The organism is Burkholderia sp. Nafp2/4-1b, assembly GCF_003635165.1.
GTDB lineage: Bacteria > Pseudomonadota > Gammaproteobacteria > Burkholderiales > Burkholderiaceae > Burkholderia.
In genome coordinates this window covers 14,020-39,285 of record NZ_ML058640.1, presented here as the reverse complement: position 1 = coordinate 39,285, position 25,266 = coordinate 14,020, and the positions used below count along the sequence as shown (strand labels likewise).

The window sequence follows — 25,266 nt, the reverse complement described above, 5'->3', positions numbered from 1 at the left end:
CGTTCTTGGTGACCGGCAGCAGGTCCCCCTCGAGCAGCTGAATCTGCAGCGGCACCGCGAGGCCCGCGTGCGGTGAGCGCAGCCGGCGCCGCACCAGCACCTCGCCGTCGCTGAAGAACGCGCGCGCGGCCAGCGTCTGCAGTCCGTACAGGTCGTGCACGCCGTCCGCGTCCAGTTCGCTGGTGCTGTCGTCCCACAATTGCTTCTGTTCACGGCGCACCGTCGCGTCCGGATGCTGCGGGTGCGGCTGGACCCCGGTGCCGATCGTATTCGACACCAATCTCGCGATTGCCGTCTTGGCCCACGCGTCGTTGCGGATCGCATCGCGCGCGCGGTGGCGCATCAGCGGCAGGTTCTGCACCACCGACGCGTTGGGCCCCGCGCTCGATGCGTGCCACGACTTCGCGCGCGCGCCGCGCGTGCCGGCCGACTCATACGCGGCCGCTTTCAGGCGCGTCGGAACCACAAAGCCACGTTGTGCCAGCACCGGATACGCGCGACTCATCGCATCCCCTTGCCGGCGTGGCGCAGGCGAATCAGCCGCGAGCGGCCCGTCGCGCCGTCCAGCGCCCGAATGATCTCGGTTTGCGCATCGCGCAGCTCGGCAATCGAGCGGTAACGCACCTTGCGGTCCGCGTACTGGACCTCCAGCTCACCCTTCGCGATCGCCGACTGGATGCGTTGCAGGTCTGCCATCGTGTATGCCATCTGTTTCTCCTAGCGGCGCTTCAGGTACGCGGAACGTCCGACACGCCGGCCCTGAATGCGCGAAGCCCCGCTCGGGGGCGGGGCTTCAGGTAGTTTCAGCGGCGTCGTGACGACCGCGGTCGCCTCGGCGGGCTCGGTCGTCACTTTGTCCGGCGGATCCGGCTGCTGCTCGAACGGTGGCTCAAGCGGTGGCGCGAGCGGCAACGCTTCGATCACCGGTACCGTGTCGAACAGCATCACCTGCGCGATGCGGTGCTGCTCGATCAGCCAGTACGGCTCGGTCAGCAGGTGTGTCTTGATGCTGCGCGCCGCGTGCAGCGCGTACACCTCGCAGTCGAGCGCTTCGTTACGCGCGCCGGCCTTCTTCTGCCACACGCGCTTGCTGCCCGTGCGGCCTGGCACCTTCACTTCGGCCGTGACCTGCGCGAGATAGTCGGCGCGCACGCCAACGTACCAGTGCATGCGTCCCGGTCCGTCGCCATCCAGCTTCAGCCGATTGTCGAGAATCAGGTCTTTCGCTTTACTCACGCCGACCATGAACGGCCGCAGGCCGTATTTCGCGGCCTTGCTGTTGTTGCGCGTCGAGTCGATCGATGTCTTCGGCACGCTAAAAATCTCCGCACCGACGTCGGTACTGCCTTTGATCGCCATCACGTTCAGGCCGACGCGTTGTGCCGCCCGCACATACTTGTACACCGCGTCCGACGTGGAGCCGTCCGACGAGTCGATCGACGCCGCGCGAATCCGTGCAAGCCCACCACTTTCATGCCGGTACGCCTGCGTCAGCAGTTCGGTCAGTGCGCCCCATACGCCGCCCGTCAGTGGGTTCTCGCCCTGCTCCAGCACATTGCCGTGCAGCTCGTCCCACAGCACCAGCCAGCTCTCCTCGCCCCGGCCCCAGGCGCGGATGATCACCGCGATACGATCGTGCTGCACGTCAACACCGATCGTCAGCAGCAGCCCGCGCGACGGCACGGTGAACGGCGCGTAGGGCTGCGCCCGCTCGGCCAGCCGATCCAGTTCCGGCAGGTCCGATTTGTATTTGTACGGCCGGCCCTGCGTGTTGTTCACGAACGCGCGCATCTTGGTGTCGTCACCCGCGCGTAGTGCGCGCTCGGCCGTCAGCCACTTCTTGACCAACTCGCCCATGCGCGAGCCGGGAAACGGTGACACCAGCTCGTTCAGCCGGAAGCCCGCCACACCGTAGAACGGCGCGGTCGCGAGCCACCGGCCGCGCCGAACCGCGCGAATGCGCGCGTTGTCGTCCCACAGGCTGCCGCAGTGCGGGCACGTATAACGCGCCGACTCCGGCTGCGCCCGGCCGAACACCTCGTGCTCGACCTCGGCCCCTTCCGACCACGTCACGTTTTCCCACGCCAGCTCGTGCTCTTCGCCGCAGTCCGGGCACGGCACCAGGTAGACGCGCTGATCCGAGGATTCGAACGCCTGCTGGATCCGCGAGAAACCGTCGACGGTGGGCGTACCACCGAAAATCACCTTGCGGCGGCTATCCGAATAGCTCTTGTTGCGCTCCTCGAGCAGCGTGATCGAATCGCCCTGGTCGCGCACGTTGGTATTCGCGTCGTCCGGTTCCTCGACCGCGACGACCGGCGCCGGTGTCGACTTCACGTCGTCCGGCGCGTTCGACGTGATGAATTTCAGAAAACCGCGCTGGAAGGTCTTGTGGTCCCACAGGTTGCGTTTGTCGCGACCGGCGTGCACCGGCACCTTGGACGCGAGGCGCGGCGTCACCTCGACCATCGGCTCGAACTTCTCGAGGTTGAATTTCTTGGCCGACTTCTCTTTGGCGAACATCACGATCATCGGACATGGATCGACATCGATGCGCCGGCCGATGTAGTTCAGCAGCACGCCGTCGGTCCACGCGACCTGCGCAGACTTCATGCACACGATCTTCTGCACCCGCGGATCGTCGAGCGCCGCGTGCATGCCAAACACCCACGGCGTGATGTTCGGGTTGTACCGCCCGGGACTCGCGCTCGCCTTCGCGCTCATGCGCCGGTACTGACGCGCCCAGTCCGTCGTGCCGATCCGTTCAGGCGGGCACAGCAGCCGCGCAATCCGGCGGATCACCGCGTGGACGGTCTGGATCGTATTGAGATAGCTGCTCAAGGCATCCATACATATGCTCGTTCAACCACTCGACGTCGACCTCGACGTCGTACAGCGTACGCAGCTCCTGCGCGAGCTTGTCGGGCAGCGCCAGCAGTTCCGTCTGAAATGCGCCGACCATCTGGCCGTACGCCTGTTCGAGCTGCGCGACGTTCACCAGTTGGCCCTTCTTCTCGGCCAGCGTCAGCAGCTTGATCTCGCGCTCGACAATTTCGGTCTTCGCGCGTTCGGCCACCAGATCGATGCCGGTGCCGCTTGCGCGGCCCGCCGCCATCTCGCGCAGGTGCCGGATATACGCGCTGCGGATCGCATCGAGCGTTGCCTCGCGATAATCGAACTGGATCTTGTCGACGAACCGTGAAACGGCCGACTGATCCAGGTCGAGGTGTTCGGCGATCTGTTGTTGGGTCGGCATGAATATGACCCCCTAGGGAGATTCGACAGTAGAGAAAAAACGCGGGTCTGAGCCCCCGCATGTCGGGCCGCCTACAGGGTCCCCGACTGCTCAAAATTGGGCATGCCCGCACCGACCGCGACATCGGCGATCGCGCGATCGCCCGCCCGGTCCATTGCCCACACGATGCGGTCCATCGCATCGTCAAACACGAAGCCCCGCGCGGTAACGTGCCCCGTACTTCGATCTTCATCCCACGTCGACCAGACCTCACGCGGCCCGGCGCTTGTCGACTCGATTCGCATTTGAGCGCCCCAATGCAAAAAGCCCCGAGGGCTTTCGCGCTCAGGGCTTCAGAATTCATTTCGTCGGGGCGAACGCCCCCACATGACCTAACGGGCTCCTCGTATCGTTGTTTTGTCCCGAGAGGTTTGCACGACTCACGCGCGGTGCCAGCGAATATCCAGTGACGCGGTAAAGGATGTCCGGAGTTTACGCGATCTACTCTTGGAATGGAAGACGTTTCATTCTCGCAATTGCCGACGCATTGTGTCGGACACCGATCCGTCGACCGCGTCGAGCAACCCCAGCATGTCGTGAAAACGCCACGACCAATTTCGTCGGCACTCCTTCAAGGCTACGCCCAGCGCTTGTGCGCGGGCGGCTTCATCGATCGGTCGTTTGCCGGTACCGCCGCAGTCCGAACAAATGTGGCGCCCCTTGACATCGGCGGGCCGCATCGCTGCCACGCGCCCCAAGCCGCCGCAGACGCTACATCCTTCGTACTCGCGGAATACCAGCGGTCCGTTACGACCATGAAAGAACGGAATGCGCTCCTCGGCGACACATACCTTTCCCCGTCCCGCACAGACGAGACACCGTATCGGCGCTTTTGGCTGATCTGGCGATCGCCGAAACACGCCACGGCCTTCGCACGTCACACACTGATCGTTGACCCACTCGTCGATCAACCGCAGCGCGAATCGCTCGATCACGTCCACCTGCGCACGCTCGACAACGTTACCCGCACGTTGTTCGCGGCGCTCGTCGCGCTTCAGTCCGGAGAATTTGCCTCGTTTGAACCGCCCCGACGTTCGCATCATCTGAGCCAGCAACAGCGTCGCGCGTCGAATCGTTTCGGGCTTCGCCTGCTGCGCGGCCTTGATCCGGACCAGCATCCGGCCAAGATCGCTCGCAAAGGCAAGCGCACCCAAAGTCACTTTGGGATCGGCAATCGGGTCGGTGAACTGACCACGAGCGCTCATTGCGATGCCTGCCCGCTCTTTCAAATCAATCACAACGCTCTCCTATTCGTCCTAATGTCTCAATGTCCCAAGGAATGAGGTATGCAGTCGTGTGCGCCTGCGACATGCGACATGCGTCACGTCGCGCATGTCGCGCCCCTGCGCGCACACACGAGGCGACGCCTTGGGACGTTGGGACATCGGACGTCCACGGCGCGCCATCGCTGGCGCCACGGCGCGCCGACCATACCGACACGGCGCGCCAACCGGTTACAGCGGACTGTCGTCATCGCCGGCCGCGACCAGTTCACGCTTTACGTCCGGGGCCTGCTCCTCGCGCTCGTAGTACCAGCCACGCGAACCGGTCGACTCCCGCTTGCGCACCCAGCCGAGCGACTTCAACGCCTTGCCGATACGGCGCTGTTCCGGCAGCGTCCATTTCGACGTGTCGAGCTTCAGGACGTCGGCGAGGATCTCTTCCATCGTCGTGCGTGCAACGTATTCCAGCGCCTTCGCGATCTTGTCCTCATACACGTCGCCTTCGTAGCGCTCGGCCTGTTCGATCTCGAACAGCGGGCGTTCCTGCTCCGTCACGTGCCAGACGACGCCCGATCGGTACAGGTGCACGGCCTCGGCCCACAGCTGGTCGCGCACCGCCACAATGCCGTCGATGTCGACCAGGCCGCCCACACGCAGCGGCCAGTAGCGTCGGTTGCCCGACTCATCTTTGAGGTACGTATCGAAGTTGACCGAACCGGCGAACACGCACTGGCGCGGTACGTCGGTCGCACGCTTGCCGTAGAAGTTGCGGAACCGGTCGACCGCGGTCGCAAAAAAGCTCTTAACCGCCGACGAATCGGCCTTGTTCAACGAATCCAGCTCAGCGAGCTCGATCACCCATTTTCCCGCCAGCACCGCATATGTATCCTTGTTGCCGATCTGGATCGGTGTATCGGTGAACCATGCGGCGCCGGCCAGTGCCTTCAGCGCGGTCGATTTGCGGTGCCCCTGCTTGCCTTCGAGGATCAGCACGTTGTCGACCTTGCAGCCTGGCTCCATCACACGCGCGACGGCCGCGATCATCCATTTCATGAACGCGAGCTGCACGTACTCGCTGTCGGCCACGCGCAGGTACGTCGCGGGCATCGATCGCACGCGCGGCACGCCATCCCATGTGAGCCCGTCGAGGTACTCGCGCACGTCGTGGTAGTGGGTCGCATCCGCCACCAGCAGCACCGCGTTCATCACGATATCGGTGCGTGCTTCCATGCCGTACCGCTGAGATAGCCAGAGGACGGTGCGCTGATCGTCCATGTCGGTCCATTCGCCCGTTGTGCCTTGCGAGAACGGTGGCGCACGGCGTTTCATCACCCGGCCGCCGAAATCGTCCTGCTTGATGACACCCTGCCATGCCTTGTGGTTCGACAGGATCAGATGGACGTTGCCGAGTGTCGGCAGCAATTTGCCCTTGTCCGTGCGCGTGAGATCCTGCTCCCACGTGTGTGCGCCGTTTTCTGCCTCGCGGCCGTCCCATTCCGGCTGTTTCGCGGCAGCGGACGTCGCGGGCGGTTTCGGTTGCCGCGCGTGTGCACTGGGCGGTGCCATCGTCGCCGGCCGGATGTCTTCATTCGCTGGCGCGATAACGCGCAAGATTGCCGCTTGCATCTGCGTGGAGACCGCTTCGAGACCGTCTTCGACGTGCAGGTCGTTGAAGTCCGTCAGCTTGCGCTCGCCTCGACTAGCGAACACGGGATAGACCACGCTCACGTCGTCGACCTGAGCTGCCGCCTCATACGCACGTTTCAAACCTGTGTTCTCGAAGCGTTTGCGGCGCTGCGGCATCACGTCATTACCGTAGCTCACCTCGACGTACGGCACGCCGTTGTCATCGCGCCGGCGTGATGCCGCGACCATATACCAGGTGTTCTTCGCTTCGATCCGAACCGGATCGGCACCCAACTCCAACTCGCCCCGAAAGGCGAACTCGTCGGCGAGCCACTCGCGCATGCGCTGCTCGATTTTCCAATCGTCGTCGGCGCAGATCAGCACGTGCACGTCCGGGTACGTCGCCCGCAAACGGCGTACGGCCGGCAGGATGCCACCCGCGTCAAAGCACACGTCGACCGCGAACGCATGGTCAAGCGCCATGCGAATCGATCGCGCGGTCGCATAGCCTTCGGCGACCAGCACAACCTGATCGTCGGCGCTCACCGCGCCGAGCAGGCAGGATGCGCCCTTCTTCTCCATGCCCTTGTTGAAACGCTTGGCGCCGTCCGGTGTGATCTTCTGCAAGCCGACCAGGTGCAGTTCGCCGACGTCGTCGTACTGGAACATCGGCACGAAGATCGTGCCGTCCGCGTCGAACCGAACGCCCTCGGCTGAGATTCGTTTACGCTCCAGGTACGTAGACTTACCGTGCTCGGCCGCACGGTTCCACTGATCGCGGGCACGGTTCGCGGCAAGCTTCGCCTGCCGCGCGTCGCGCTCGGCCTGCTCACGATCGGCTGCCTCCTGCCGGCGACGGGTTTCTGCGAGCACCTCGTCGCTCAACGGTGCGCCGCTCCATTCGAAGCGCTCGGTGCCCGGATCGTCGCCCGAGAAATGGCCGAATGTGCCGCCGTAGCCGATGACGGCCCCCTTGCTGATGACCTCGCGAAGCTGATACCAGTACTTCTTGCGCGGCCCATATCGATGATGCCGTCCGTCCGCGATCGGATGGCCGGCAGGCAGGTCCGGATGCCCGGCTGCGCGCAACTGCTGAACGATATGATCAAGTGTCGCCATATAAAGATCTCCTCAATCAAAGTGACTTTGGCCGCCCAGGACACGGTTGGCGGCCAGATCACGATTCCTCACACTGCAACCGCAAGTGACGCAACGCGCCTTGCTAGCCCGCTCGCCGGCCCAGCTCGGCGAGACGGCGCTCACGCGCGACCTGGTGAGAAAAGCTGCGCCATACGCCACGCCCGGCCGCATAGCACTGCCGTCCGCTCGGCGAGCGGCTGTATTGCGATGTGCGGCTTCGCAAGGCGCTGCTGATTCCGTTCACGTTCACAAGGGTCTCCGGTTATTTGCCGCGCAGTCGACGCCATTCCACCGACATGAGATCGTCGAATGCGGCAAGGTCCAGCGCGCAGAGACGATGGGTAAGCTGATCGCGAAACGCGTGACGTTCCATCTTGGTTGCGAGCGCGGCGCACGCACGCGCGGCTCGCTCGATAAACAGGCGCACGCACCCCGCATCGTTCGCTTCCGCAAGAAGCGCAGCGAGCCGATCAGGGAACGTGGCAATGAGTTCGGACAACAAGCGCCCCGCGTCGTCGGGCGCGCACTGGAGTCGGGATGCAAGCGTTGTGACCGCGCACGCCAATTGCTGCTCAGGCGAGCAGCCCAGGCCGATGTGTTCACGCTCGGCCCTGCAGCACCCCATGCCGCGCTTAAACCGCTCCATGACGGCGACGGCGACGGCGACGTGCGGCGAGGTTGCGAGCAGCATGGATCAAACGCTGAAACAAGCGCTGGCCCTTGCGGCCGGTCGCAATGAGCTTCTCGGCGTCTCGATCGTCGATCCGCTGCTCGGTCAGTGCGCGTGTCACGTCGTCCGCAACGAGACCCACATGCGCCTGCAGGTGCAAAGCCGTCGAAACGAGCCGCAACGTGCCAGGTTCGCCGGCATCGTCCGCCACCTGGTCGTCGACGTGTTCAGCAACCAGCCCGAATCGTGCGTTCAGCGCGTGCAGCGCCTCGAGCGCAAACGTCTCCCCTTCGGTCTTTTCCTGCATCCATTCGATCAGCAGCTCGAACATCTCCATCGATAGGCGACTGTCGCCGACACCGCGCAGGCGCAGGCGAAGCGACTCCGGCGTGATGTTCTTGCCGCGCCTGGTCGTGAGGTAGTTCGCCGCGTCGGCGACGCCGCCAGGCGTGTTGCGCACGGACGTATAAAGCACGTCCAGCCATTCGGTGCTGTCGTATCGGCAGGTCATGCTGACATTGGCTCCCGGTAGATCTCGCCGCAACGTGAACGAGCGCGGGCCCGATGGAAAGATCGTCGTGCCAATTCCCGGTACAGTCCAACGCCGTCAAAATCTCTGACGATGAAAGTCATTGCGTCGATCCCTCATCCGGAGTTTGGCTTTGCGGGCGACAAGCTCGACACGCTTCGCTGTTCGGCTTGCGCTCACGAAGAGACCCGGACACGGCAATCGCGCTAGCGACGCCTCGTCCAAGCACTTCGGCCACAGCACTGAAAGCCTCCCGACTCGCATCCGCGTTGTCCACTATCCCGGCAATAACGCGGACACCACCGGCATCGCCATCGCAGTTGTCGTGTGTCGTGATATGGACTACTCCGCGAATCCAGTTCATCCCTCCTCCTTTTCAGCCGCGATCGCGGCGAGCGTGAAGTACACAGTCATCGCCAAAAAGCTCAGGTAATTCCCGTGGCAGCGCCGTCGGGTCACACGCGGAGCGGGCAGCGCTGTTGTCGTATCGACCGCTCATAGCGCTATTGGCGCGAACTCGCTTTCATACTGTCGATCGACATGACGACGACGTACGATGCGGAGTCACAGTGGTGGTTTATCGCGAAGTCGACGAAGCTGACGCTTGAACACACACCGCCCCGTCGCGCTCCCGAAGGCAGTCGTAAAGCGCTTGTACGGTTGAGATCCGGGGATCGCCGACAAGGCGCCCCGCAATCTTCGTGAGCGTCTGGTACGGAACTCCGCTTCGCCGTGAGATTTCAGGCCAGTCGCCCTTAGCCGCGTCAAGCTCGCGAAGGACGAACGCCAAGATGGGCTCGCGTTCAATCTGCATAGGTCTCCCCGATAAACAAACCGGCCCAAGTTTATCCATTTATGGAATTTCATGCAACCCAGCAACTCGCACAATAATCCTCTTATGGTTATCCATAACCGGCAAGATACCAGCATGAAGCCACTGCCGACCAAATCAAACCTCCGCGCCATCTTGGCCCGAAAGCTACGCTGGTATATGGACCACTATGCGCACGTCGACCGCCAAGAGAAGATCGCGAAACGTGCGGGAATTTCACAAAGCTCGGTAAATCGCGTGCTGTCTGCAAAGGTCGACACCCAGATGCGGGTCGTCGAATCCCTGGCGCAGGCAATCGGCGTATCGCCAACAGAGCTCCTGACCGATGACGACAACGACGCGGCCGTGATTCACTATGACCGCGTGCGCTTTGCCCGCCTACCTGACGCGGACAAGAAGGCAATCGAGCGCTATATCGAGTTTGTTCTGAGCCAATCCGACGTCGTAACGCTAGAAGACGACGGATCAACAACCATCGAAGAAGTCATCGCCGCAACGCCCGCGTCGAGGCGACGCGCCCAAGCCGCGGCTCGCCGCCCATTGTCGGATGAACTGGTGAGCGACGAAGACGAGCAACCCCGTCACACACGGCGCCGAGAAACCAAAACAAGCTCCTGACTGTCCCCGGTATATTCGTAACGTAGAGGCTTTGTGACGGCGCCACCCGAGCTTTTCGCAACAGCCAAGTTGAACGTCACAAACGCCTCACCGGCGCAATTGCCCCCGCAGTCGCCGGAGAGGGCGCCACTTCCGCCTAAAGCGCAGATCCCGTGTTGCAGAGTGCGCACCAACGTGCGCGCGTCAGCTCGTAAAGCACCAAGGCGTCATCTGCCAAGCCCAACCCTGCAACCCAGCGGGATGTATCGCCTGGCTGGCCGCTCACGCGCCCGCCCACCGATCTCACCGGAACATCGTCCAACCTAGTAGGGATTTTTTGCGCCATATTATCCATTAACGGGTTGACACATCATTTTCCTTTAATGGATACTTCGGTTGCCGCGTCACTGACGCTTAACCGGAGATTCACCATGAAACCGATCGATCAGCACGCGGACGCCCGCCACAACTGGCTCCACAACGAACAAACACCCCGCGTCACGCCCGCGGAACCGGCTCGCCGAAGCAACTTCGAGAAGTCAGCGATGTTCCGCTGGACGGTCATCGCGGCCTTGCTGTTCGTCGCCGTGAACGTGTTTCAGGACGTGGCCGTCGACGCGCCTGCCATCGCGTACCACGCCACCGTCTGAGGAGGTTGAAATGAAGCGAATCGTTGCAGCCGTCGCATCGCTTTTCGCCAAGCGACCGGGCCGGGAAGAACTCGATGCCTCATCAGGTCGATCGGACATCGCCGCATGCGAACCGTTTGAAGCGCCCATCCGGGAATTTCTGGCGAATCGCACCGAGACATCGATGATGGAGCTGCTGGAAGATTGCCTGAAGATTCCCCCAGGACAATGGGCTATTCCGGTGCAGCGTCGCGTACGGAATGTGGTGAAGACCTTCGGCAGGCCCCATGAGCGCGAAGCCGACGGTTACAGTCATCGTTTTGTCGCCCCGGGATATGCCGATCCGCACAACGGGCACGGCAGATTCCGCCAGTGCGCGGTCTGCGGCGGCTACTTCGGCCGCCATTACTACGCGAAGGACATTACTCCGTGTCCGTGTGGAGCGCGCGAGCCCGTCGGGCAATATCAGACATTACAGCTTGAAAAATCGCCGCCGCATGGTCCGGTGTCGCCTCGCGCCCAAAGTGAGCCTTCGCAAGTGCTCGCGCAAACGTCATTGCGTCGTTCGCCTCAGCCCATGCCTGCCGGGCATGTTGAGGAAGCCGATGATCACCAATCTTCTGCATGTACTCGTCAAAGTACAGGTCCCCATGCTGCACCATCGGGTGAAGATCCGGCATGCGCGCCTCCTTACAAAAAGCTTAAGCATACACCGATCGCGTGGCCGCGATATGGCAGATCGATACCGCCTCACCGAGGTAGATATCGCCCAAGAACACCGCCTCTGCCATCTTCCCGGCCCCGTCCGTCAGTTCGATCAATTTCGCCTCTGGACCGCCGAGCAACCTGCGCGGCGATCTGTAAGCGGGACGCTTAAACCGATGATCACTCGATCGACGCCGCCGCCTGATCGCCCCGACCAGGCGAGCAGCCCGGGCGTCGTGGAGACTGCCATGCCGCGCATCAAAGTCAAAGCCGAACCACTTTTCGACGTCGAACGTCGAGACACAATCTCTTTGCGAACCGTGGTGCGTTACGACCCGGACGCGAAGCTCCCGACGACACCAATATTGGTCGGAAAGTACGTCGTTGGACGACGCCCGTTACCCGATGGCGTATACACGGAGTACTTGATTCTCGACGGCAACGAGATTGCAGACAAGCAGATCTCGATTCCGAGCGAAGGCGACTGTGCGGCCGCGATCAAACGCCTACGCAATGCCAAGCGCGCATCCGAAACCGCGACTGCCGATATTATTGCTCGCGTTAAGAAGCCGCGCAAATCGCGCGCTCGCACCATGCGGGAGGCCGCCTGATGACGGGCACAACCAATCCCAACCCGCGTGTGAGTCCCTTCGTAGTCCTGACATCGGCACAACGCGCCGACCTCACCATTCGTATCCTGGATGTGTTCAAACGATTGGATCGCGCGATGACGTCCGAGGAGGTCTGCGCGTCGTACTTCCCTGACATGGCCCGTGTTGCAGCTCAACATATCGACAAGCTCGCGCGCGCGGGACTACTGCGTCGACAACCCCGCCCGCACGATCTGCGCTTCGTGTACTGGCTTGCCGGATCCGATGCCGCACCGCCGCTGCCGATTCCCTGCAAACAAGCGGACGGCACGTACGCCACTGACGCGGACGATACGTTCAGACCACGACGCGCAGCACACGCGGACATCGTCGCCGGATCGACCCATACGCGTCCGGCGTTTCATCCAATCGTCACGCGCAACAATCGCAACCACGTGGCCGTGTCGTTCCCGCATCTGTACCCGCTCGAGATCACGCCGGACGCGTTGCAGGATTCTGCTGTGCACGCGCTGCGTTATCTCCGGCTTTTCCGCCAAAGCATCGACCTCGAAATCGCACGCCTCGAATCGTTGGTTCAACGCCGGAGGGTTCCATGATCGACGATCGCACGCAACAGCTCGACCTGACCGCGCCGATCCCAACCGGGAACATCAAGGTCGCGGCCGCCGCTGCCGGCGCAACGTCGGCCGATCTCTGGATGACGCCGTACGAGTCGCTCCATTACGATCCGCGCGACAACATCCGCCCGATTGACCCGGCGTGGGTCAAGGAACTGACCGCGCTGATGATGAAGAACGGATACGACAAGGGTTCCCCGTTGCACTGCTATGCGCGCAAGGTGGATGGGAAGGATTATTTCTACGTATTCAAGGGGCAGCACCGCTACCTCGCGGCAGGTGAAGCAATCAAGGCCGGGAAGGATCTTGGAAGGATTCCGATCGTCGTGCTGGATTCGCGCGAAGTGAAGCGGCCGAAGATGGTGATCTCCGGCTACTTGAGCAACGTCTCGAAGCAGTCAACACCGCTCGATCTCGCTACCTCGATCGCTGAGTTGCGCGACGCCCATAAACTGGACGTGAAAGCCATCTGCGAGCACCTGAACATTTCCAAGCAATCGATTCGCGATGCCGCACTGCTTGAAAAGGCACCGGCAGAACTTCACGCGCTCGTGCGCGACGGCTCGATCGCCGGCACGCTCGCGATCGAGGAAATCCGGACGCACGGCGCCGACAAGGCGCTCGAACGCATCGTGGCCGGGCTGTCGAGAGCGAAGGAAGCCGGCAAGGGCAAGGTCACGAAAAAGCATCTGACCGCAGGTGGCAAGCCGTCCCAAAAGCCGGTGACGGCAGCACCCGCGAAGATTAGCGGCGGGAGCGCAAAGCAACTTTTGCAGGCGTTACAAGCGGTCCTGCACGACCCCGTTTTTGGCAAGCTTTCCCCCGGAACCATCCAAGCTGTCCACACAGCACTCACGCCGCTCACCGATCTCCTCGACACCCCGCAAAAGGCAAGGATCTACCCCGTGACGGCACCAGATCAAGACGGCCGCTGCGTCGCGACCGATACCATTCGCTCGCCCATCAGCAACCGGACGAAAAAGCCCCTCGCCGAAATCTATGTGGCCCAACCGAAAGCGGATCAGTGGATTTGCGCGGCTATGTACAACTTCGGGGACAGCTTCGCATCGACGCCACTGAAATTCGGCGCGGGCACCACGATCTACCCGACGCGAATGCAGGCAATTCAAGAAGGCGCTCGATGGCTTAAAAAAGTTCTCGGCCACGAGAACATCAAGCGCCAGAAAGACCTTCCGATCGTCCTGCAATGGCTCGACGACATCCTCCAGTTGCCCGCCCCGGATTGGACGCCCGAATTGGCGCTGGAGGCGGCCCAATGACCCCGCGCCCGGCTCTTTCTACCCCACGTCCGCTGCCGCGAAAGCGGGAACACGCGGAGAAGCGCCCGGCTATCGCACTTGCGAGCGTCAACGGTACTTCAACGCAGTCGGACTGCAGCGGGCTGACGCCCGCAAAAGCGATCCAGAACGACGAAGCGCCGCTCGCGCGGCTCAAACATATCCAGATGAACGAAGCCTTGACGGATACCCGCCAAGGCAGGCTCACGCGCCTCGACGCCCTTCGCAACGAGATCCGCGCGTTGATCACGGAGATTTCGCACGCGGCCGACGTCGAGCTGCTGGACCTGATGGCCGACGAGGTCGGATCGTTCGCTCGCCACAAGGCGGCGCAGGACGCACGCACCTGGGCAGCAACCGCTGGGATCACGCTGGAAACCGGCTTGATGCAGCTTGGCCGTGCACTGCCGCAACGTGAGGCAGATTCAAAGAACCAAGGATTCGAATTGAAATGATCCCATCACGGAACAACCCGGCCGAAGTGTACGGACTTAAGCCAATCAGGCAAGACAGCAAAGGCCCTCTTTTTAGCAACCTCGATACGCTGACGATGGTTGCGAATTACATCAACGCCGACTCTCACTACTTTCAACGCCGACTTAAAGACATGAACACCGATTTCGCAAAGGCTGAATCCACCACGCAAGATGCAATCGCCCTCTTCGAACGCTCGCTGTCCCGCATGATCGATGCCGAGAAGCATGTCTCTGAGTCGACGAAAAAAGCGGCGGGGAGTGTTCGGAAGTCGGCAAACGAACTCGGCGACACGATGCAACGTCTCCTGAAAACGGCCGACATTGACCGCCTTGAGCGTTATGCCACCGTCCTCGAACGCATGGCAACCGCAATGCAAGCATTGGCGACTTTGGAGATCGACGGCAAGCTCGATCGTATCGTCAGCGCCATTCGATAACCGAGGACCGATATGGAAAACATCACCGGCAACTACGATGCCCTGCAAGCGGCTGCCGAAAAGGCAACCAAGGGGAGCTGGATCAACGTCGGCGCATGGGTAGAAAACGAGCATGACGACCGGAAGGACATCTGCGATTGTCGCCGTAACGGGAACGAAGACTACGAGCAAACGTTGCGCGACGCCGCCTATATCGCCCTCGCGAACCCGGACACCATCCTTCGACTTCTCCGCGACCGACGCACCGCGCTCACAGCCGCATTGGGGCATCCAACGCATGCAAGCGTTGCAGCTATTCAATATGCCCTTGACGCCGAAGAAGGCTTCGAATGGTTGTCGCTCTGGAATGAAGGCGAGTTTGAGCGGTGCAGACGGGATTGGCCTGATGCGCCGGACGACTGTTACATTGGCGCGGGCCCGATGCATCCCGAAACACAACGGTTGCTTGCCGCGCATGCCACCCATGATGGGGAGGTGACGCAATGAGCCTGCTGACCCGTGCATATATTCTGGAAAAGTACGGCCCTCGCATGACGCTAGCGCAGCTCGCGCAACTGCTGCTGATGTCGGAGGGAACAATCCGTAATCAGATCAGCGCCGAAACTTTTCCCATTCCGACCTATAAGGAAGGCGGTGGGCGGTTCGCGCCATATGACGCAGTCGCTGACTACCTCGACGCCATGTCTGCCAGAGCTCGTCACAACGTGTCGGCCGTTGCCTAATACAGCCGCGATGGGCGACCCACACTCAGCCAAGAAATTGAGGAGGTCGCCCTACCCTGCGTCGCAGAGTCTACTTCTTGATATGGATCTGAGTCGCAACCTTAACGGGCTGCAGCGTCTTGTACCTTTGAAGAACGTTGTTGTACACACCAGGCGTATTTGCCACGGACACAGTAACCACCAGCACATATGGGAGTGGCACCTGATCCTTCGATGCAACCACCTTGCCTTCCTCTCGCGTTAAGTACTCGATGTCGAAGACCGGATCATTCAACGTCCCAGGATTGAAACGCCTAGTTCTCGAAAGACAGGACTCCCACTTTTGTGCATCTCGCCGAAGATCACTTTCGCTATCGAACTTATCCTGATTAAAAAATGGGATGGTTTTTTTGTCCGCCCCCACGGGACGGAAAATTACTCCGAGCCCTGCTTTTGTATAGTTCAGAGAGTGTGCTGGGTCAGTAGGCGCAGTAAATGCAAAAGTTGCTTTTATGGTCACTTTACCGTTCAACGGAATATTTGGAAACGGAATCTTCGCCCTCACCGGTTGACCTGGGTTTATCGAGCCGGTGTATATGACCATCGCCTCATGGTCGCCACAGACAATGAGCCTTTCCGGGTCGGTCTCGAAACGCCCCCAACCGGTTTCACGCCCTCCAGCCGTGTCATGTGGTTCGGCACGATGAACCATTAGCGCTCTAAGTGCTGTTGCCGAAAGCGGTGCGTCCAACGTCGCCGCCACTCCGATGGCTGCTCGTAAGACGAGTGGTGCAGAAAAGCTCGTGCCCTCAAGGCCGACTAATCCGCCATGTACCGGGGAATACGCATGAAACGCTTCCGCGCCCGAACCCCCAAATGCCACACCATCAGGCTTCATGAGCCCCGGGCTTCGCCCAGGGCCGATGCAACTGTACGGGGCTCGATTCCAGGCCGAACCGGCTGAATCGGCGGCCCCAACTCCGAGCGCATTCACCATATCACTCGGTGGCTGCACTCGCGACAATGACGGATCTGGGTCGTCGCCGTCGTTACCAACCGCTACGGTTGTAAAAGTTCGACCATTTGACAGGCGATGATCTAACAATGTCGTCCAGACGTGCACATCATCGTCATCGATCGGTATGCACGGCCCTAAGCTCAGGTTCATAAACTGCGGTTGCTCGTTTATCAAAACCCAGTCAATCTTTTTCAATACATCAAAAAGATCGGGGTCACCACCGCTATCTTTTCCAAGAACACGATAATGACGGACACGAGAAAATGGCCGCGGCATAACCGCTTTTTTTGCGGAACCCTCGCCAAACAGAACCGTCGTAGTTACGGTATTGCCATGCAGCAATAGATTTGCCGCCGTAACTTTCGTATCGGGCCACGTATATTCATCGACCCACTTAGACAGATCTGCATGTCCAATGCCCCCATCGAAGATGGCGACCGATACGCTGGGGTCGAGTTCAGTTTCCTCTGGAAGTGATACCGCATCCCCTCCTTGAACATTCCGCACGGCGACGGGCCGGCTTACCCTTAACGGGGCAAGGCTTCGAACTGCACGCACAAAAGAGAACTTCGCAAGCTCAACAACATTATTGCGGCTCACGTTCACGGGCAAAAATGTCAATCCCGGGACGAATATGGCCTTATCAACAAATACTTCCCCGCCACACTGCTCCGCCCATTTAACGAAACTCTCGAGAATGTAGCTCTGATGAGCCGCCGCGTGAAGCACAACTTCGAGGCTCACCAAATCCGCATCGGAGTCGATCCACTTCACCTTCTGTTCTGCGTGGAAAATTTCGAAATTTTCTATTTTCCTGAAATCATCCTGAAATAACTTCGGGAGTCCTTTTCCCGTAAGACTGGACTCCATAGCCTCGAAGTTCTCGGCACTCCCCGCGACAAATAAAACCGGAGCGGCCTCACCTTCAGGGGGTTCATCCTTGCGCAAGGAAACCTCAGGATGAACAAAGCGACCGCGGCTACCGACGTGACGAAGACCGAATTCGTTCAACAACTGCTGAGGAAAATAACTTTTCGCCAAAAATGCTGGATGCAGGGTCATTTCGACGACCGACTCTCCCTTAGGAGCGATTTTCTCGTCCGTCTGCTTGACCTGCTGAATCACGGTCTTTATCTGCTTGGAAAGTCGACCGCGCATCTCCGAAAATTCGTATGGATAGCGCTTCGCCCCGCCGCCTCGCTTCAGCTTTACAGGCTCAACTAATGTTTCGCCGTACCCAATAAGTAAATTTTTATCGGCCATCCTTTTCCCCGAAAATTGCCTTTATATGCCTACCGACAGTCGTGTGCGCCATCTTGAGACGCGCCGCAATTGCGCGCTGCGACAACCCTTGCAAATGAAGCGAAATTAACTCTAGCTCCATTGCATCATCGTCCGCAAGAGATTTCTTCATTTGCGCCACGATCGCCTGACATAGACACTCTTCATAGGAACGACGGTCGAGCACCGATCCTTTCCGGGCAATATTCAGAATTTTTTCGATACGTGCGTACGTCTGCCCGCGAAGCAAAGCTGATGCGACACGCGAAAAGTCGGCCTTTACCCCCCGAGAAATCATGAATTTCTCAATTGCGGTGGCATCTGGCAAATCAAAGCTTAGGACCAGATCGAAACGGCGCCACACGGCGGGATCCAAGAGCTCCTCGTGGTTGGTCGCGGCTATCAGTAGGGAGGTATCTCGCCAGCTATCGACTGACTGCAGCAATACAGTGACCAGCCTCTTCAGCTCCCCAACGTCAGTCTCGTCGTCTCGACGCTTTGCAATAGAATCGAATTCATCCAGTAGCAGGACGCAAGGAAAGCTGCGTGCAAAGTCAATCACTGCTCGGATATTGTTCCCTGTCTTTCCGAGAAAACTGCTCATGACAGTTGAGAGATCAAGTGTCAGAAGAGGTAGCTGGAGCCGAGCAGCAATCCAAGTTGCCGTCATCGTCTTGCCGACCCCCGGCGGTCCCTCCATCAAAACCGATTTACTCGGACTGAGGCCGTTATCCCGCAACTCACTCGCGAGATCCCATTCGCGAATCAGTTGGCTTACGGGAACTCCCACGGACTCCGCCCATGCTGGACACTCCGCCTCTTCGATAGTCGGGTTGGTAACAGTCACCAAAGTCTGACGACTGTCACCATCTACTGGCACTTGGGTCGGGATTCCGGATTCAACCGCGAAACTTTGCGTAGGCGCCCCCCCCCGACGTGCCTTTAACGGCCCATCAGGGGCACCGCCGGCACCTGTACCACCCGCCCTGTCGCGGCCATGCTCCACCTCCGACTGGAAAGCATAGACCTCTCTCGTTGGAGCAGTCCCTTCTGACAGTACGTCAATCAATCGCCCAGCAAGCTCGGGCTCGGCGTCGCGCAAACGGCTGACAGCGCGCCGAAGGCGAAGTTGAAATGCTCGACTATCACCCTTGACCCCCTGATGCGCCAACGAAACCACGAGATCGATCAGAGCGTGATCCATTTTTTCCCTTTAAAATCAACGTGTTCATGCACGTGGTGCATGCAATGACTCTATTATAGGGAAATGCGCACCAACTTGCCGAGCCATTTCGCGGTCATTCAGTCGTCCCATCAGACAACGCCGCTCGCTCGACCAACCTGCCCTTGATGGCGACACTTTTCGGCTGCAAGTTTGTATACCGCCTGAGGTTGCGCCAGTCCTTATGTCCGGTAACAGTGGCGACCTCGGGAATCTGCCAACCGGCCTCGAACAGCGCGCTGGCTGCCTCGTGCCGCAGATCATGCAGGTGCAAATCAACGATTCCTTTCTCATCGCACGCCTGCTTGAAATACTTGCTGGCCGTGCTTTTGCTGAATCGGAAGATGTACTCGTTCGGATGTGGCTCGATCGTCGGATCAGCCTTACGCTTCGCCTCGTATGCGGGTGGCACCGGATATCGCGGTTGACGCAGCAACACTTCGAGCGAATCGCCGATCAGCGGCACCCATTCATCGTTACCCTTCTTCTGTCGCGGGTGTTTGCGATCACGGACGAGCGCGAGCCGACGCTCGACGTCGAGATCCGACCACGTCAGCCGAAACAGCTCCCCCCGCCGGAATGCGCTGTTCATTGCAACTCGGATCACATCCGGCACCGCCTGCTCCCGTTCGGGATGTTCTGCAAACCACTGGAAGATTTTCACGATCTCGTCGCGAGTCGGCCGGCGATCGCGATGCTTGCCGGGGCCGATGAGCTGCAGGTGGTCGAGAGTCGGCCGTGCGATGCTAGGCGCATGCGGCAATCTCAGGTCGAGAAGCGACGCCATATGCTTGTACACGGTCCCGAGCTTGGAGATATCCATGTCGATCGTGTACTGCCCCGCCCCTTCCTTCTTCCGCTCTTGCGCAAACTTCACGAGTCGTTTCGTCGACAGCTTCGCAGCCACCTCGTCATCAAAGTGACTTTCCAGCCGCTTGAGCATGTAGTCTTCGTTCGACTTCTCGGCGACCGGTCGTCCGGAATCGTTCCGAGCGTTTCGATACAAGCGCACCAACTCGCCGACCGTGATCGTCTGCTCGTCGACGGCGGCTTGCCCCTTGTCGATACCGCCCTCGATCTCTCGCGCCCATGCTTCGGCCGCGCCCTTGGTTCGAAACGTCTTTGCTATACTTTGTCCCCGCCGGCGGATTTGAGCACGCCAGCGGTCGCCGATCTTGAGGATCGAAGCCATGAAACACCCCGTTTGTGAACTGTAGCAATGCGTCATCCACATACGCTGCTACAGGGTCGATTTGTAGCAGAATTGTAGCAGGCGGGGCGTTAAACTATGCTTCACAACCTGTCATTTCGCGTCATGCGCGGAAAGACGAAAATCCCGGAAAGGCACACGGGACAAGGCTAAGCACCTGATTCATAAGGGTTCAGTCCATCCCGCTCAAACTATCCGCTCCCCGTAGTTCAATGGATAGAACAAGCGCCTCCTAAGCGCTAGATACAGGTTCGATTCCTGTCGGGGGGACCAGTCATGCTCCCGACCATTCTCAAGATTCACCAGAAATCCCCTGCTTAAGCCCGCCTGGCGGCCCTCTAGCCCCCATCGTTACCCAAGGTTGCTCAGTGACAACCGGAGAATCTGTTGGTATTTTTGTTGGCATCAGCAAATACCAACAACCGAGATACCAACAATGCCCCTCACTGACATACAGGTCCGGAACGCGAAGGCCAGCGCGGCCCCGTACAAGCTCACGGACGGCAACGGGATGTTCTTGCTCGTCCAACCGAACGGCGCGAAGTACTGGCGCTTGTCCTACCGCTTCCTCGGAAAGCAGAAGACGCTCGCCCTCGGCGTCTATCCGGCCGTCACGCTCGCCACGGCTCGGAAAAAGCGCGACGAGGCCCGCGAGCAGATCGCGGCCGGCGTCGATCCGGGCGAGGCAAAGAAGGTCGCAAAACAGGCCGCCCAAATCGCGGCGGCAAACTCGTTCGAAGCGGTAGCACGTGAGTGGTACGATTCCCAGCGCCTGGGCTGGAGCGACGGCTACGCGGAGAAGGTGCTGCATTCGCTTGAGGTCGACGTGTTTCCGAAGATCGGCGCGCGCCCGATCACGGAGATCGATTCACCTCAGATGCTAAGCATCGTTCGCGAGGTCGAGGCGCGCGGGGTGCGCGAGACGGCGAAGCGGATTCTCCAGCGCTCTCGCGCGGTCTTCCAATACGGGATCATGACCGGACGATGCGCCCGCAATCCGGCCGCAGATATTGACGCGCAAACAGTGCTGAAGAAGGGTCCAGGTGTTCGGCACATGGCGCGCGTCAAGGCCGCTGAGATACCGCAACTGATGCGTGACATCGACAACTATCAAGGCGATCTAGTAACCCGGCTCGCTCTCCGCCTCATGGCGCTCACGTTCTTGCGCACAAAGGAAATGATTCGTGCCGAGTGGAACGAGTTTGACGAAGCCGCCGCCGAGTGGCGCGTACCTCCCGAACGAATGAAGATGCGCGATCCGCACATCGTGCCGCTGTCAAAGCAGGCGCTCGATGTGCTCGCCCAGCTCCGCGCGATCAACGGTCAGCATCGATTCGTCTTCTACAGCGTGCAGGGCCGAAGCCACATTTCGAACAACACCATGCTCTATGCGCTCTATCGCATGGGCTACAAGTCGCGAATGACGGGGCACGGCTTTCGCGGGTTAGCCGCTACGGCTCTGCGTGAATTCGGCTTCGCCCGGGACGTTGTAGAGCGCCAGATGGCACATGCCGAACGCAATCAAGTGACGGCCGCTTACGTCCATGCGGAATATCTGCCGGAACGCAGGCGCATGATGCAAGTTTGGGGAGATCATCTTGACAAGCTCAAAGCCGGGGCGGAAATCATTCCGATCGCCGCGGCAAGATAGACCCGTGCCGCCACGCGTATGCCCCCGTTGCCGCGCACTTCTCGCCGATTTTTCAGAGTTTGCACCGCACTGCTGGCCCCGTGCATTTCGGTATGAATATGCCCCCCCTTAGGGGCGTCGACAGTAGAGAAAATGCGCGGGTGTGATGCCCCGCGTCTTTGCCATGAACGCAGGGGCCCCCGCTTGCCGCTCGCCCCGATACTTGCGGCGGGCGCAACAATGCGCACCCCGTGAGAGGCGCGGACACCCCCCTCGAAAATACGCCTCCGATTCCCGTCAAATCCCGGAGAGCCGCGCCCTGCTTGGCCTCGCTGTCGATACGGACGATCGAGCCTATCCGCTCAGTGCAAAACGAGTTGGAGATTTGGAGATAAACGCCTGAATCGGCCGCAAAGCCTTATGGGGTAAGGCTTCGCGTGTCTCCCAACGATTTGGAGAACGCTGGAGATAGTGGAGATAAACCGGGCTGGATTGTTACGGCTGAGGCAAGATTCGCGGCCATCGCCGGCCCGGTTCCGTCTGGAGCGTATCGCTCAAAGTAACTTTGACGCACGGGCCAAATGCCGCGCAAAGGAATGCCCGCCACCGCCCTCCCGGACGGCGGCGGCGTCTTTCACAGTTCGAGCGTGAAGATCGACGGCAGCACACGGTAGACCATGAACTTGCCGTGACCGGGGATGTATTCCTGCCGGTACGGATAGCCGTCGCTACGCGGCATCAGCACGCCCCGCTTCATCAGTGCCTTGGCGACGATCTTGTGATCGAAGCCGGCGCACACGTCCTTGCGGAACACGGCCGCTTCGATCAGGTATTCCGTCTCGACGCTTTCGGCATCGTCGGCGCTCATCTTGCCGCCGAACTCGGCGTAATACTCGCGATCGGAGGCGATGGGCGTGCGCCGCTCGTCGCGCTTCACGTGCTGCTTGAAGCCCGCTCGATGCGGCACGTTCGGCCGATGGTCGTCCTGCGCCCGGTTCATCCACACGAAACGGTTGTCGCCGTGCGCGGCGAGGAAATGCTGTACCTGCCGCACGGCTTCCGCCTCGTCCGAGTTGCCCGTGCCGCCGCGCAGTTCGAGCCAGCCTTCGAAGCAGCGACGCGCGGCTTCGACCGCTTCGCCCTGCGGCCAGCCGGTCAGCCCGTGCGCCGTCGCCAGTTCGCCGGCCACCGCGACGAGGCAGAACCGCTTGGCGACGCGTGCGACCTGCGAATGCGAGCCGTCCGGCACCCATTGCCCGACCAGCTCGTCGACGCGCATGCGCAGATGCTCGGCCAGCTCGCCGGCCTGCGACGACGCCCACTCGATGAACGCGGGGCCGGCCGTGCCGTAGTGCATGCCGGCGTGCCGCTCTAGATGCTCGATCAGCGCGGCCGGCGTCGGGAAGCCGTGCAACCTCTCCACCACGCCCATTTCGCCGACCTCGGCCGGGATCGCGGGCAAGCGCACCTCGATACCGCCTTTCATGGGCTTGTTGCCCTCAGCCATCAGCGCGGACACGCTCTTTTCGCCGTTCGACAGGAACAGCAGCCGCCACGTGAGTACGGGCTTGGCCGAGCCGCTCCGCGACGCACGGGCCTTGCCCGACTCGTTCGCAAGCATGTAAATCACATCGCCGATCAAGCGCGGCTCGACTTGCCCGATTTCGTCGAGGATCAGCAGCGCGTCGCTATGCTGCGTGGCGACGGCTTCGAGGGCGTTGTCGGTCGCCTTCCAGCTCCGCACGTAGTCCGGCGAGCCGAACACGGACGCGGCGATGACGCCGCCGGTCGACTTGCCCTTGGACGTCGTGCCGAGCAGGTGGAAGCCGCCCGACTGAAGCCCGGAGAAGTGCAGCAGCGGACCAGCGAAGGCGGTAGCGACGCAGAACAGCAGCCGGCTATTGCCGACGCAGTAGGCCGCGACCTCGCGTTGCCAGTCGTCCAGCGTGCCGCGTTCCTTGAACTGGCTTTGGATCGGCGTGTCGGCCTGATAGATCAGCGCCTCTTTGCCGGTGCCGATCACGCGATCCGGCAGCACGAACGCGCCATGATGCCAGCCGACGCGCGGCACGCAGCGCACGCGCTCGTCAGGCTGCGCCATCTGCACATAGTTCGCGATCTGCGTGCGGGCGATCTGCGTGACGCCGAGCTTCACGCCCATATCGAGCAGCATACGGCGCAGCTCCGTGCCGTCGCCGGCAAAGAGGCCGGCCGGCACCGCCCACCGTTTCAGGATGCCGTCGCGATCGGTGAATTCGAGCAGGTAGCCCCACTCGCTGTTCATCTCGTTTCGCGTCTCCGCGATCACGTCGATCCGCGTGCTGACCCAATGCGGCGGGAGCGGATCGCCCTGATTGTTGAAGCCGTGAAACCACACGCCCTTGTCGTCGACGACGAACCGAGACTTACCATCCTGCGCGCGGGCTGTTTTCGGGCGCTTGGCGGGCTTCGCGGCGGGCAGTGCGGCCTTGCCCTTGCCGGCATCCGGCGAGCCGGCCGGCGCGAGCGCAGCACGCACGGCGGCGGCCACCGCATCCGAGCCGACGTGCGCAGCCAGGTCGTTGAAGTCGGTGCCGGCCGCCGGGCGGTTCGGACCGAAGTCGGGCACCGCGACGATGCCGGCGACGGCCTCGGCCGCCGCGCGGGCCTTCGTCACCCCCGGATTGCCCTTCGTCGTGTGGTCGTCGTCGGCGCATACGACGATGCGGGCGTCCGGATACTGGCCGCGCAGTGCCGTTGCCACTGCGTGCAGGTTGCCGGCGTCGAACGCGACGGCGGCCGGATAGCCGGTCGCGGCCGCGAGCGTCGCACACGTGGCGTAACCCTCGCCAATCAGCAGCGTGGACGGCGCGGAAGATAGCGGACCGCCGATCAGCGAGAAGCAGCCCGCCTTGCGGCCGTTCGGCAGATAGCGTTTCTGGCCGTCCGTCAGGACGAACTCCAGCGTCCACAGCTTGCCGTCCGCGTCACGCGCCGGGATGACGAGTGCGCCGTCGCATGCGGCCGTGCCGATGCACAAGCCGCCGCGATAGACGCGCAGCGCGTCGACCGGGATGCGCTTTCGAACAAGATACGGATGATCGGCCGGTGCCGGCTCGGCCGCCGACCAGATCGATTCAGCGAGCGCCGACGCGGCTTGCTGCTTCTCGGTCAGTTCGGCCAGCTCGGCCGCTTCACGTGCCGCGCGCTCGGCTTTCTGTCGCTCGCGCTCCGCTGGATCGACCGGCTTCGCTCGATGCGCACGCGGATCGAAGCCGCCGAGCTTGGCGAGGTGGAACAGCGTGTTGATGGTGATCTTGCCGCCCTTGAACGACTTCCACACATCGCGCGCGTCCTTGCCGTTGTAGTTCTGCGCGCCTTGGCTCCATTCGTTCCAGAGGGCGAAGCCCTCCTCGCCAAACTCGGCCTTGAGCGCCATCCCCACCTGACTCCACGTGTCGCGGTCGTCAGGCGGGACATAGCCGAGCGCGACTCTCGCCCGCTCGAATTCGGACATGGGTGCGTTACTCATAGGTTCCC

23 protein-coding genes, 1 tRNA gene and 1 pseudogene are annotated in these 25,266 nt (G+C 61.2%); 11 read left to right on the top strand and 14 right to left on the bottom strand.

Features of this window, described 5'->3' with window-relative positions:
- The 9 genes and pseudogenes from C7H84_RS33910 to C7H84_RS33870 form a co-directional block, all read right to left on the bottom strand.
- Positions 1 to 505 (bottom strand): phage portal protein (locus C7H84_RS33910; RefSeq protein WP_121862890.1); only part of this gene is annotated, 505 nt, incomplete at its 3' end.
- Positions 502 to 708 carry a hypothetical protein gene (locus tag C7H84_RS33905; protein WP_121862889.1) on the bottom strand — a complete coding sequence of 69 codons (207 nt, stop codon included), beginning with the start codon at positions 706 to 708 and terminating at the stop codon, positions 502 to 504. The genes C7H84_RS33910 and C7H84_RS33905, both read right to left, overlap by 4 nt.
- A gap of 9 nt (positions 709 to 717) precedes the next feature.
- Positions 718 to 2,760 carry a terminase gpA endonuclease subunit gene (locus tag C7H84_RS33900; RefSeq protein WP_346428409.1) on the bottom strand — a complete coding sequence of 681 codons (2,043 nt, stop codon included), beginning with the start codon at positions 2,758 to 2,760 and terminating at the stop codon, positions 718 to 720.
- Positions 2,690 to 3,256: pseudogene (locus C7H84_RS33895) on the bottom strand (MarR family transcriptional regulator); the annotation flags it as partial. The gene C7H84_RS33900 and the pseudogene C7H84_RS33895, both read right to left, overlap by 71 nt.
- A gap of 71 nt (positions 3,257 to 3,327) precedes the next feature.
- On the bottom strand, positions 3,328 to 3,540 hold the full coding sequence (locus C7H84_RS33890) for a hypothetical protein (RefSeq protein ID WP_121862887.1): 213 nt from the start codon (positions 3,538 to 3,540) through the stop codon (positions 3,328 to 3,330).
- 219 nt (positions 3,541 to 3,759) lie between these two features.
- A complete protein-coding gene (locus C7H84_RS33885) occupies positions 3,760 to 4,533 on the bottom strand; it encodes a zinc finger-like domain-containing protein (protein WP_121862886.1) in 774 nt (257 codons plus the stop codon).
- Between the two features lie 216 nt (positions 4,534 to 4,749).
- Positions 4,750 to 7,263, bottom strand: a complete 2,514-nt coding sequence (locus tag C7H84_RS33880) for a VapE domain-containing protein (RefSeq protein WP_121862885.1) — start codon at positions 7,261 to 7,263, stop codon at positions 4,750 to 4,752.
- Positions 7,264 to 7,546: 283 nt separating this feature from the next.
- A complete protein-coding gene (locus C7H84_RS33875; protein ID WP_121862884.1) occupies positions 7,547 to 7,930 on the bottom strand; it encodes a hypothetical protein in 384 nt (127 codons plus the stop codon).
- Positions 7,917 to 8,465, bottom strand: a complete 549-nt coding sequence (locus tag C7H84_RS33870; RefSeq protein WP_121862883.1) for a hypothetical protein — start codon at positions 8,463 to 8,465, stop codon at positions 7,917 to 7,919. Before C7H84_RS33870 ends, C7H84_RS33875 begins: the two co-directional genes overlap by 14 nt.
- A gap of 946 nt (positions 8,466 to 9,411) precedes the next feature.
- Here C7H84_RS33870 and C7H84_RS33860 point away from each other — a divergent pair.
- Complete coding sequence (locus tag C7H84_RS33860) at positions 9,412 to 9,933, top strand: helix-turn-helix transcriptional regulator (protein ID WP_240462175.1); 522 nt, start codon at positions 9,412 to 9,414, stop codon at positions 9,931 to 9,933.
- Positions 9,934 to 10,343: 410 nt separating this feature from the next.
- A complete protein-coding gene (locus C7H84_RS33855) occupies positions 10,344 to 10,562 on the top strand; it encodes a hypothetical protein (protein ID WP_121862881.1) in 219 nt (72 codons plus the stop codon).
- 82 nt (positions 10,563 to 10,644) lie between these two features.
- Here C7H84_RS33855 and C7H84_RS33850 read toward each other — a convergent pair whose 3' ends face one another.
- Positions 10,645 to 10,947 (bottom strand): hypothetical protein, encoded by a 303-nt coding sequence (locus C7H84_RS33850; RefSeq protein ID WP_121862880.1) that lies wholly within the window; start codon positions 10,945 to 10,947, stop codon positions 10,645 to 10,647.
- Positions 10,948 to 11,494: 547 nt separating this feature from the next.
- Here C7H84_RS33850 and C7H84_RS33840 point away from each other — a divergent pair.
- Genes C7H84_RS33840 through C7H84_RS33810 form a run of 7 tightly spaced genes read left to right on the top strand, consistent with a single transcriptional unit; the run spans position 11,495 to position 15,407 of the window.
- Entirely contained in the window at positions 11,495 to 11,857 is a 363-nt protein-coding gene (locus tag C7H84_RS33840; RefSeq protein WP_121862878.1) for a beta-hexosaminidase, read from the top strand.
- On the top strand, positions 11,857 to 12,453 hold the full coding sequence (locus C7H84_RS33835) for a hypothetical protein (RefSeq protein WP_121862877.1): 597 nt from the start codon (positions 11,857 to 11,859) through the stop codon (positions 12,451 to 12,453). Before C7H84_RS33840 ends, C7H84_RS33835 begins: the two co-directional genes overlap by 1 nt.
- Positions 12,453 to 13,754, top strand: coding sequence for a pyridoxal phosphate biosynthetic protein PdxJ (locus C7H84_RS33830; protein WP_121862895.1), 1,302 nt, complete (start codon positions 12,453 to 12,455; stop codon positions 13,752 to 13,754). The genes C7H84_RS33835 and C7H84_RS33830 overlap by 1 nt, the downstream gene beginning before the upstream one ends.
- Positions 13,751 to 14,227: a hypothetical protein gene (locus tag C7H84_RS33825; protein ID WP_240462174.1), complete on the top strand. Its 477-nt coding sequence runs from the start codon at positions 13,751 to 13,753 to the stop codon at positions 14,225 to 14,227. Before C7H84_RS33830 ends, C7H84_RS33825 begins: the two co-directional genes overlap by 4 nt.
- Positions 14,224 to 14,685, top strand: a complete 462-nt coding sequence (locus tag C7H84_RS33820) for a hypothetical protein (protein WP_121862876.1) — start codon at positions 14,224 to 14,226, stop codon at positions 14,683 to 14,685. The genes C7H84_RS33825 and C7H84_RS33820 overlap by 4 nt, the downstream gene beginning before the upstream one ends.
- Before the next feature lie 12 nt (positions 14,686 to 14,697).
- Positions 14,698 to 15,171, top strand: a complete 474-nt coding sequence (locus C7H84_RS33815; RefSeq protein ID WP_121862875.1) for an ead/Ea22-like family protein — start codon at positions 14,698 to 14,700, stop codon at positions 15,169 to 15,171.
- Positions 15,168 to 15,407 (top strand): hypothetical protein, encoded by a 240-nt coding sequence (locus C7H84_RS33810; RefSeq protein WP_045599447.1) that lies wholly within the window; start codon positions 15,168 to 15,170, stop codon positions 15,405 to 15,407. Before C7H84_RS33815 ends, C7H84_RS33810 begins: the two co-directional genes overlap by 4 nt.
- Before the next feature lie 70 nt (positions 15,408 to 15,477).
- Here the strand turns inward: C7H84_RS33810 and C7H84_RS33805 are convergent, their stop codons facing one another.
- The 3 genes from C7H84_RS33805 to C7H84_RS33795 form a co-directional block, all read right to left on the bottom strand.
- Positions 15,478 to 17,667, bottom strand: a complete 2,190-nt coding sequence (locus C7H84_RS33805; RefSeq protein WP_121862874.1) for a S8 family peptidase — start codon at positions 17,665 to 17,667, stop codon at positions 15,478 to 15,480.
- On the bottom strand, positions 17,657 to 18,889 hold the full coding sequence (locus C7H84_RS33800; protein WP_121862873.1) for an AAA family ATPase: 1,233 nt from the start codon (positions 18,887 to 18,889) through the stop codon (positions 17,657 to 17,659). The genes C7H84_RS33805 and C7H84_RS33800 overlap by 11 nt, the downstream gene beginning before the upstream one ends.
- A gap of 94 nt (positions 18,890 to 18,983) precedes the next feature.
- Positions 18,984 to 20,141, bottom strand: coding sequence for a site-specific integrase (locus tag C7H84_RS33795; RefSeq protein WP_205611491.1), 1,158 nt, complete (start codon positions 20,139 to 20,141; stop codon positions 18,984 to 18,986).
- 174 nt (positions 20,142 to 20,315) lie between these two features.
- Between C7H84_RS33795 and C7H84_RS33790 the strand changes: the two genes are divergently transcribed.
- Positions 20,316 to 20,390, top strand: a tRNA-Arg gene (locus C7H84_RS33790).
- Between the two features lie 163 nt (positions 20,391 to 20,553).
- Entirely contained in the window at positions 20,554 to 21,768 is a 1,215-nt protein-coding gene (locus tag C7H84_RS33785; protein ID WP_121862872.1) for an integrase arm-type DNA-binding domain-containing protein, read from the top strand.
- Between the two features lie 613 nt (positions 21,769 to 22,381).
- Here the strand turns inward: C7H84_RS33785 and C7H84_RS33775 are convergent.
- Positions 22,382 to 25,243, bottom strand: coding sequence for a DUF927 domain-containing protein (locus C7H84_RS33775; RefSeq protein ID WP_162999465.1), 2,862 nt, complete (start codon positions 25,241 to 25,243; stop codon positions 22,382 to 22,384).
- Positions 25,244 to 25,266: the final 23 nt, after the last annotated feature.

Bases quoted from the DNA above. Each gene is read 5' to 3' on its own strand.
- C7H84_RS33905 (WP_121862889.1), bottom strand. From the start codon at position 708: ATGGCATACACGATGGCAGACCTGCAACGCATCCAGTCGGCGATCGCG.
- C7H84_RS33890 (WP_121862887.1), bottom strand. From the start codon at position 3,540: ATGCGAATCGAGTCGACAAGCGCCGGGCCGCGTGAGGTCTGGTCGACG.
- C7H84_RS33880 (WP_121862885.1), bottom strand. From the start codon at position 7,263: ATGGCGACACTTGATCATATCGTTCAGCAGTTGCGCGCAGCCGGGCAT.
- C7H84_RS33875 (WP_121862884.1), bottom strand. From the start codon at position 7,930: ATGGAGCGGTTTAAGCGCGGCATGGGGTGCTGCAGGGCCGAGCGTGAA.
- C7H84_RS33870 (WP_121862883.1), bottom strand. From the start codon at position 8,465: ATGACCTGCCGATACGACAGCACCGAATGGCTGGACGTGCTTTATACG.
- C7H84_RS33860 (WP_240462175.1), top strand. From the start codon at position 9,412: ATGAAGCCACTGCCGACCAAATCAAACCTCCGCGCCATCTTGGCCCGA.
- C7H84_RS33855 (WP_121862881.1), top strand. From the start codon at position 10,344: ATGAAACCGATCGATCAGCACGCGGACGCCCGCCACAACTGGCTCCAC.
- C7H84_RS33850 (WP_121862880.1), bottom strand. From the start codon at position 10,947: ATGGCGGCCGAAGTAGCCGCCGCAGACCGCGCACTGGCGGAATCTGCC.
- C7H84_RS33840 (WP_121862878.1), top strand. From the start codon at position 11,495: ATGCCGCGCATCAAAGTCAAAGCCGAACCACTTTTCGACGTCGAACGT.
- C7H84_RS33835 (WP_121862877.1), top strand. From the start codon at position 11,857: ATGACGGGCACAACCAATCCCAACCCGCGTGTGAGTCCCTTCGTAGTC.
- C7H84_RS33825 (WP_240462174.1), top strand. From the start codon at position 13,751: ATGACCCCGCGCCCGGCTCTTTCTACCCCACGTCCGCTGCCGCGAAAG.
- C7H84_RS33820 (WP_121862876.1), top strand. From the start codon at position 14,224: ATGATCCCATCACGGAACAACCCGGCCGAAGTGTACGGACTTAAGCCA.
- C7H84_RS33815 (WP_121862875.1), top strand. From the start codon at position 14,698: ATGGAAAACATCACCGGCAACTACGATGCCCTGCAAGCGGCTGCCGAA.
- C7H84_RS33810 (WP_045599447.1), top strand. From the start codon at position 15,168: ATGAGCCTGCTGACCCGTGCATATATTCTGGAAAAGTACGGCCCTCGC.
- C7H84_RS33805 (WP_121862874.1), bottom strand. From the start codon at position 17,667: ATGGCCGATAAAAATTTACTTATTGGGTACGGCGAAACATTAGTTGAG.
- C7H84_RS33800 (WP_121862873.1), bottom strand. From the start codon at position 18,889: ATGGATCACGCTCTGATCGATCTCGTGGTTTCGTTGGCGCATCAGGGG.
- C7H84_RS33795 (WP_205611491.1), bottom strand. From the start codon at position 20,141: ATGTGGATGACGCATTGCTACAGTTCACAAACGGGGTGTTTCATGGCT.
- C7H84_RS33785 (WP_121862872.1), top strand. From the start codon at position 20,554: ATGCCCCTCACTGACATACAGGTCCGGAACGCGAAGGCCAGCGCGGCC.
- C7H84_RS33775 (WP_162999465.1), bottom strand. From the start codon at position 25,243: ATGTCCGAATTCGAGCGGGCGAGAGTCGCGCTCGGCTATGTCCCGCCT.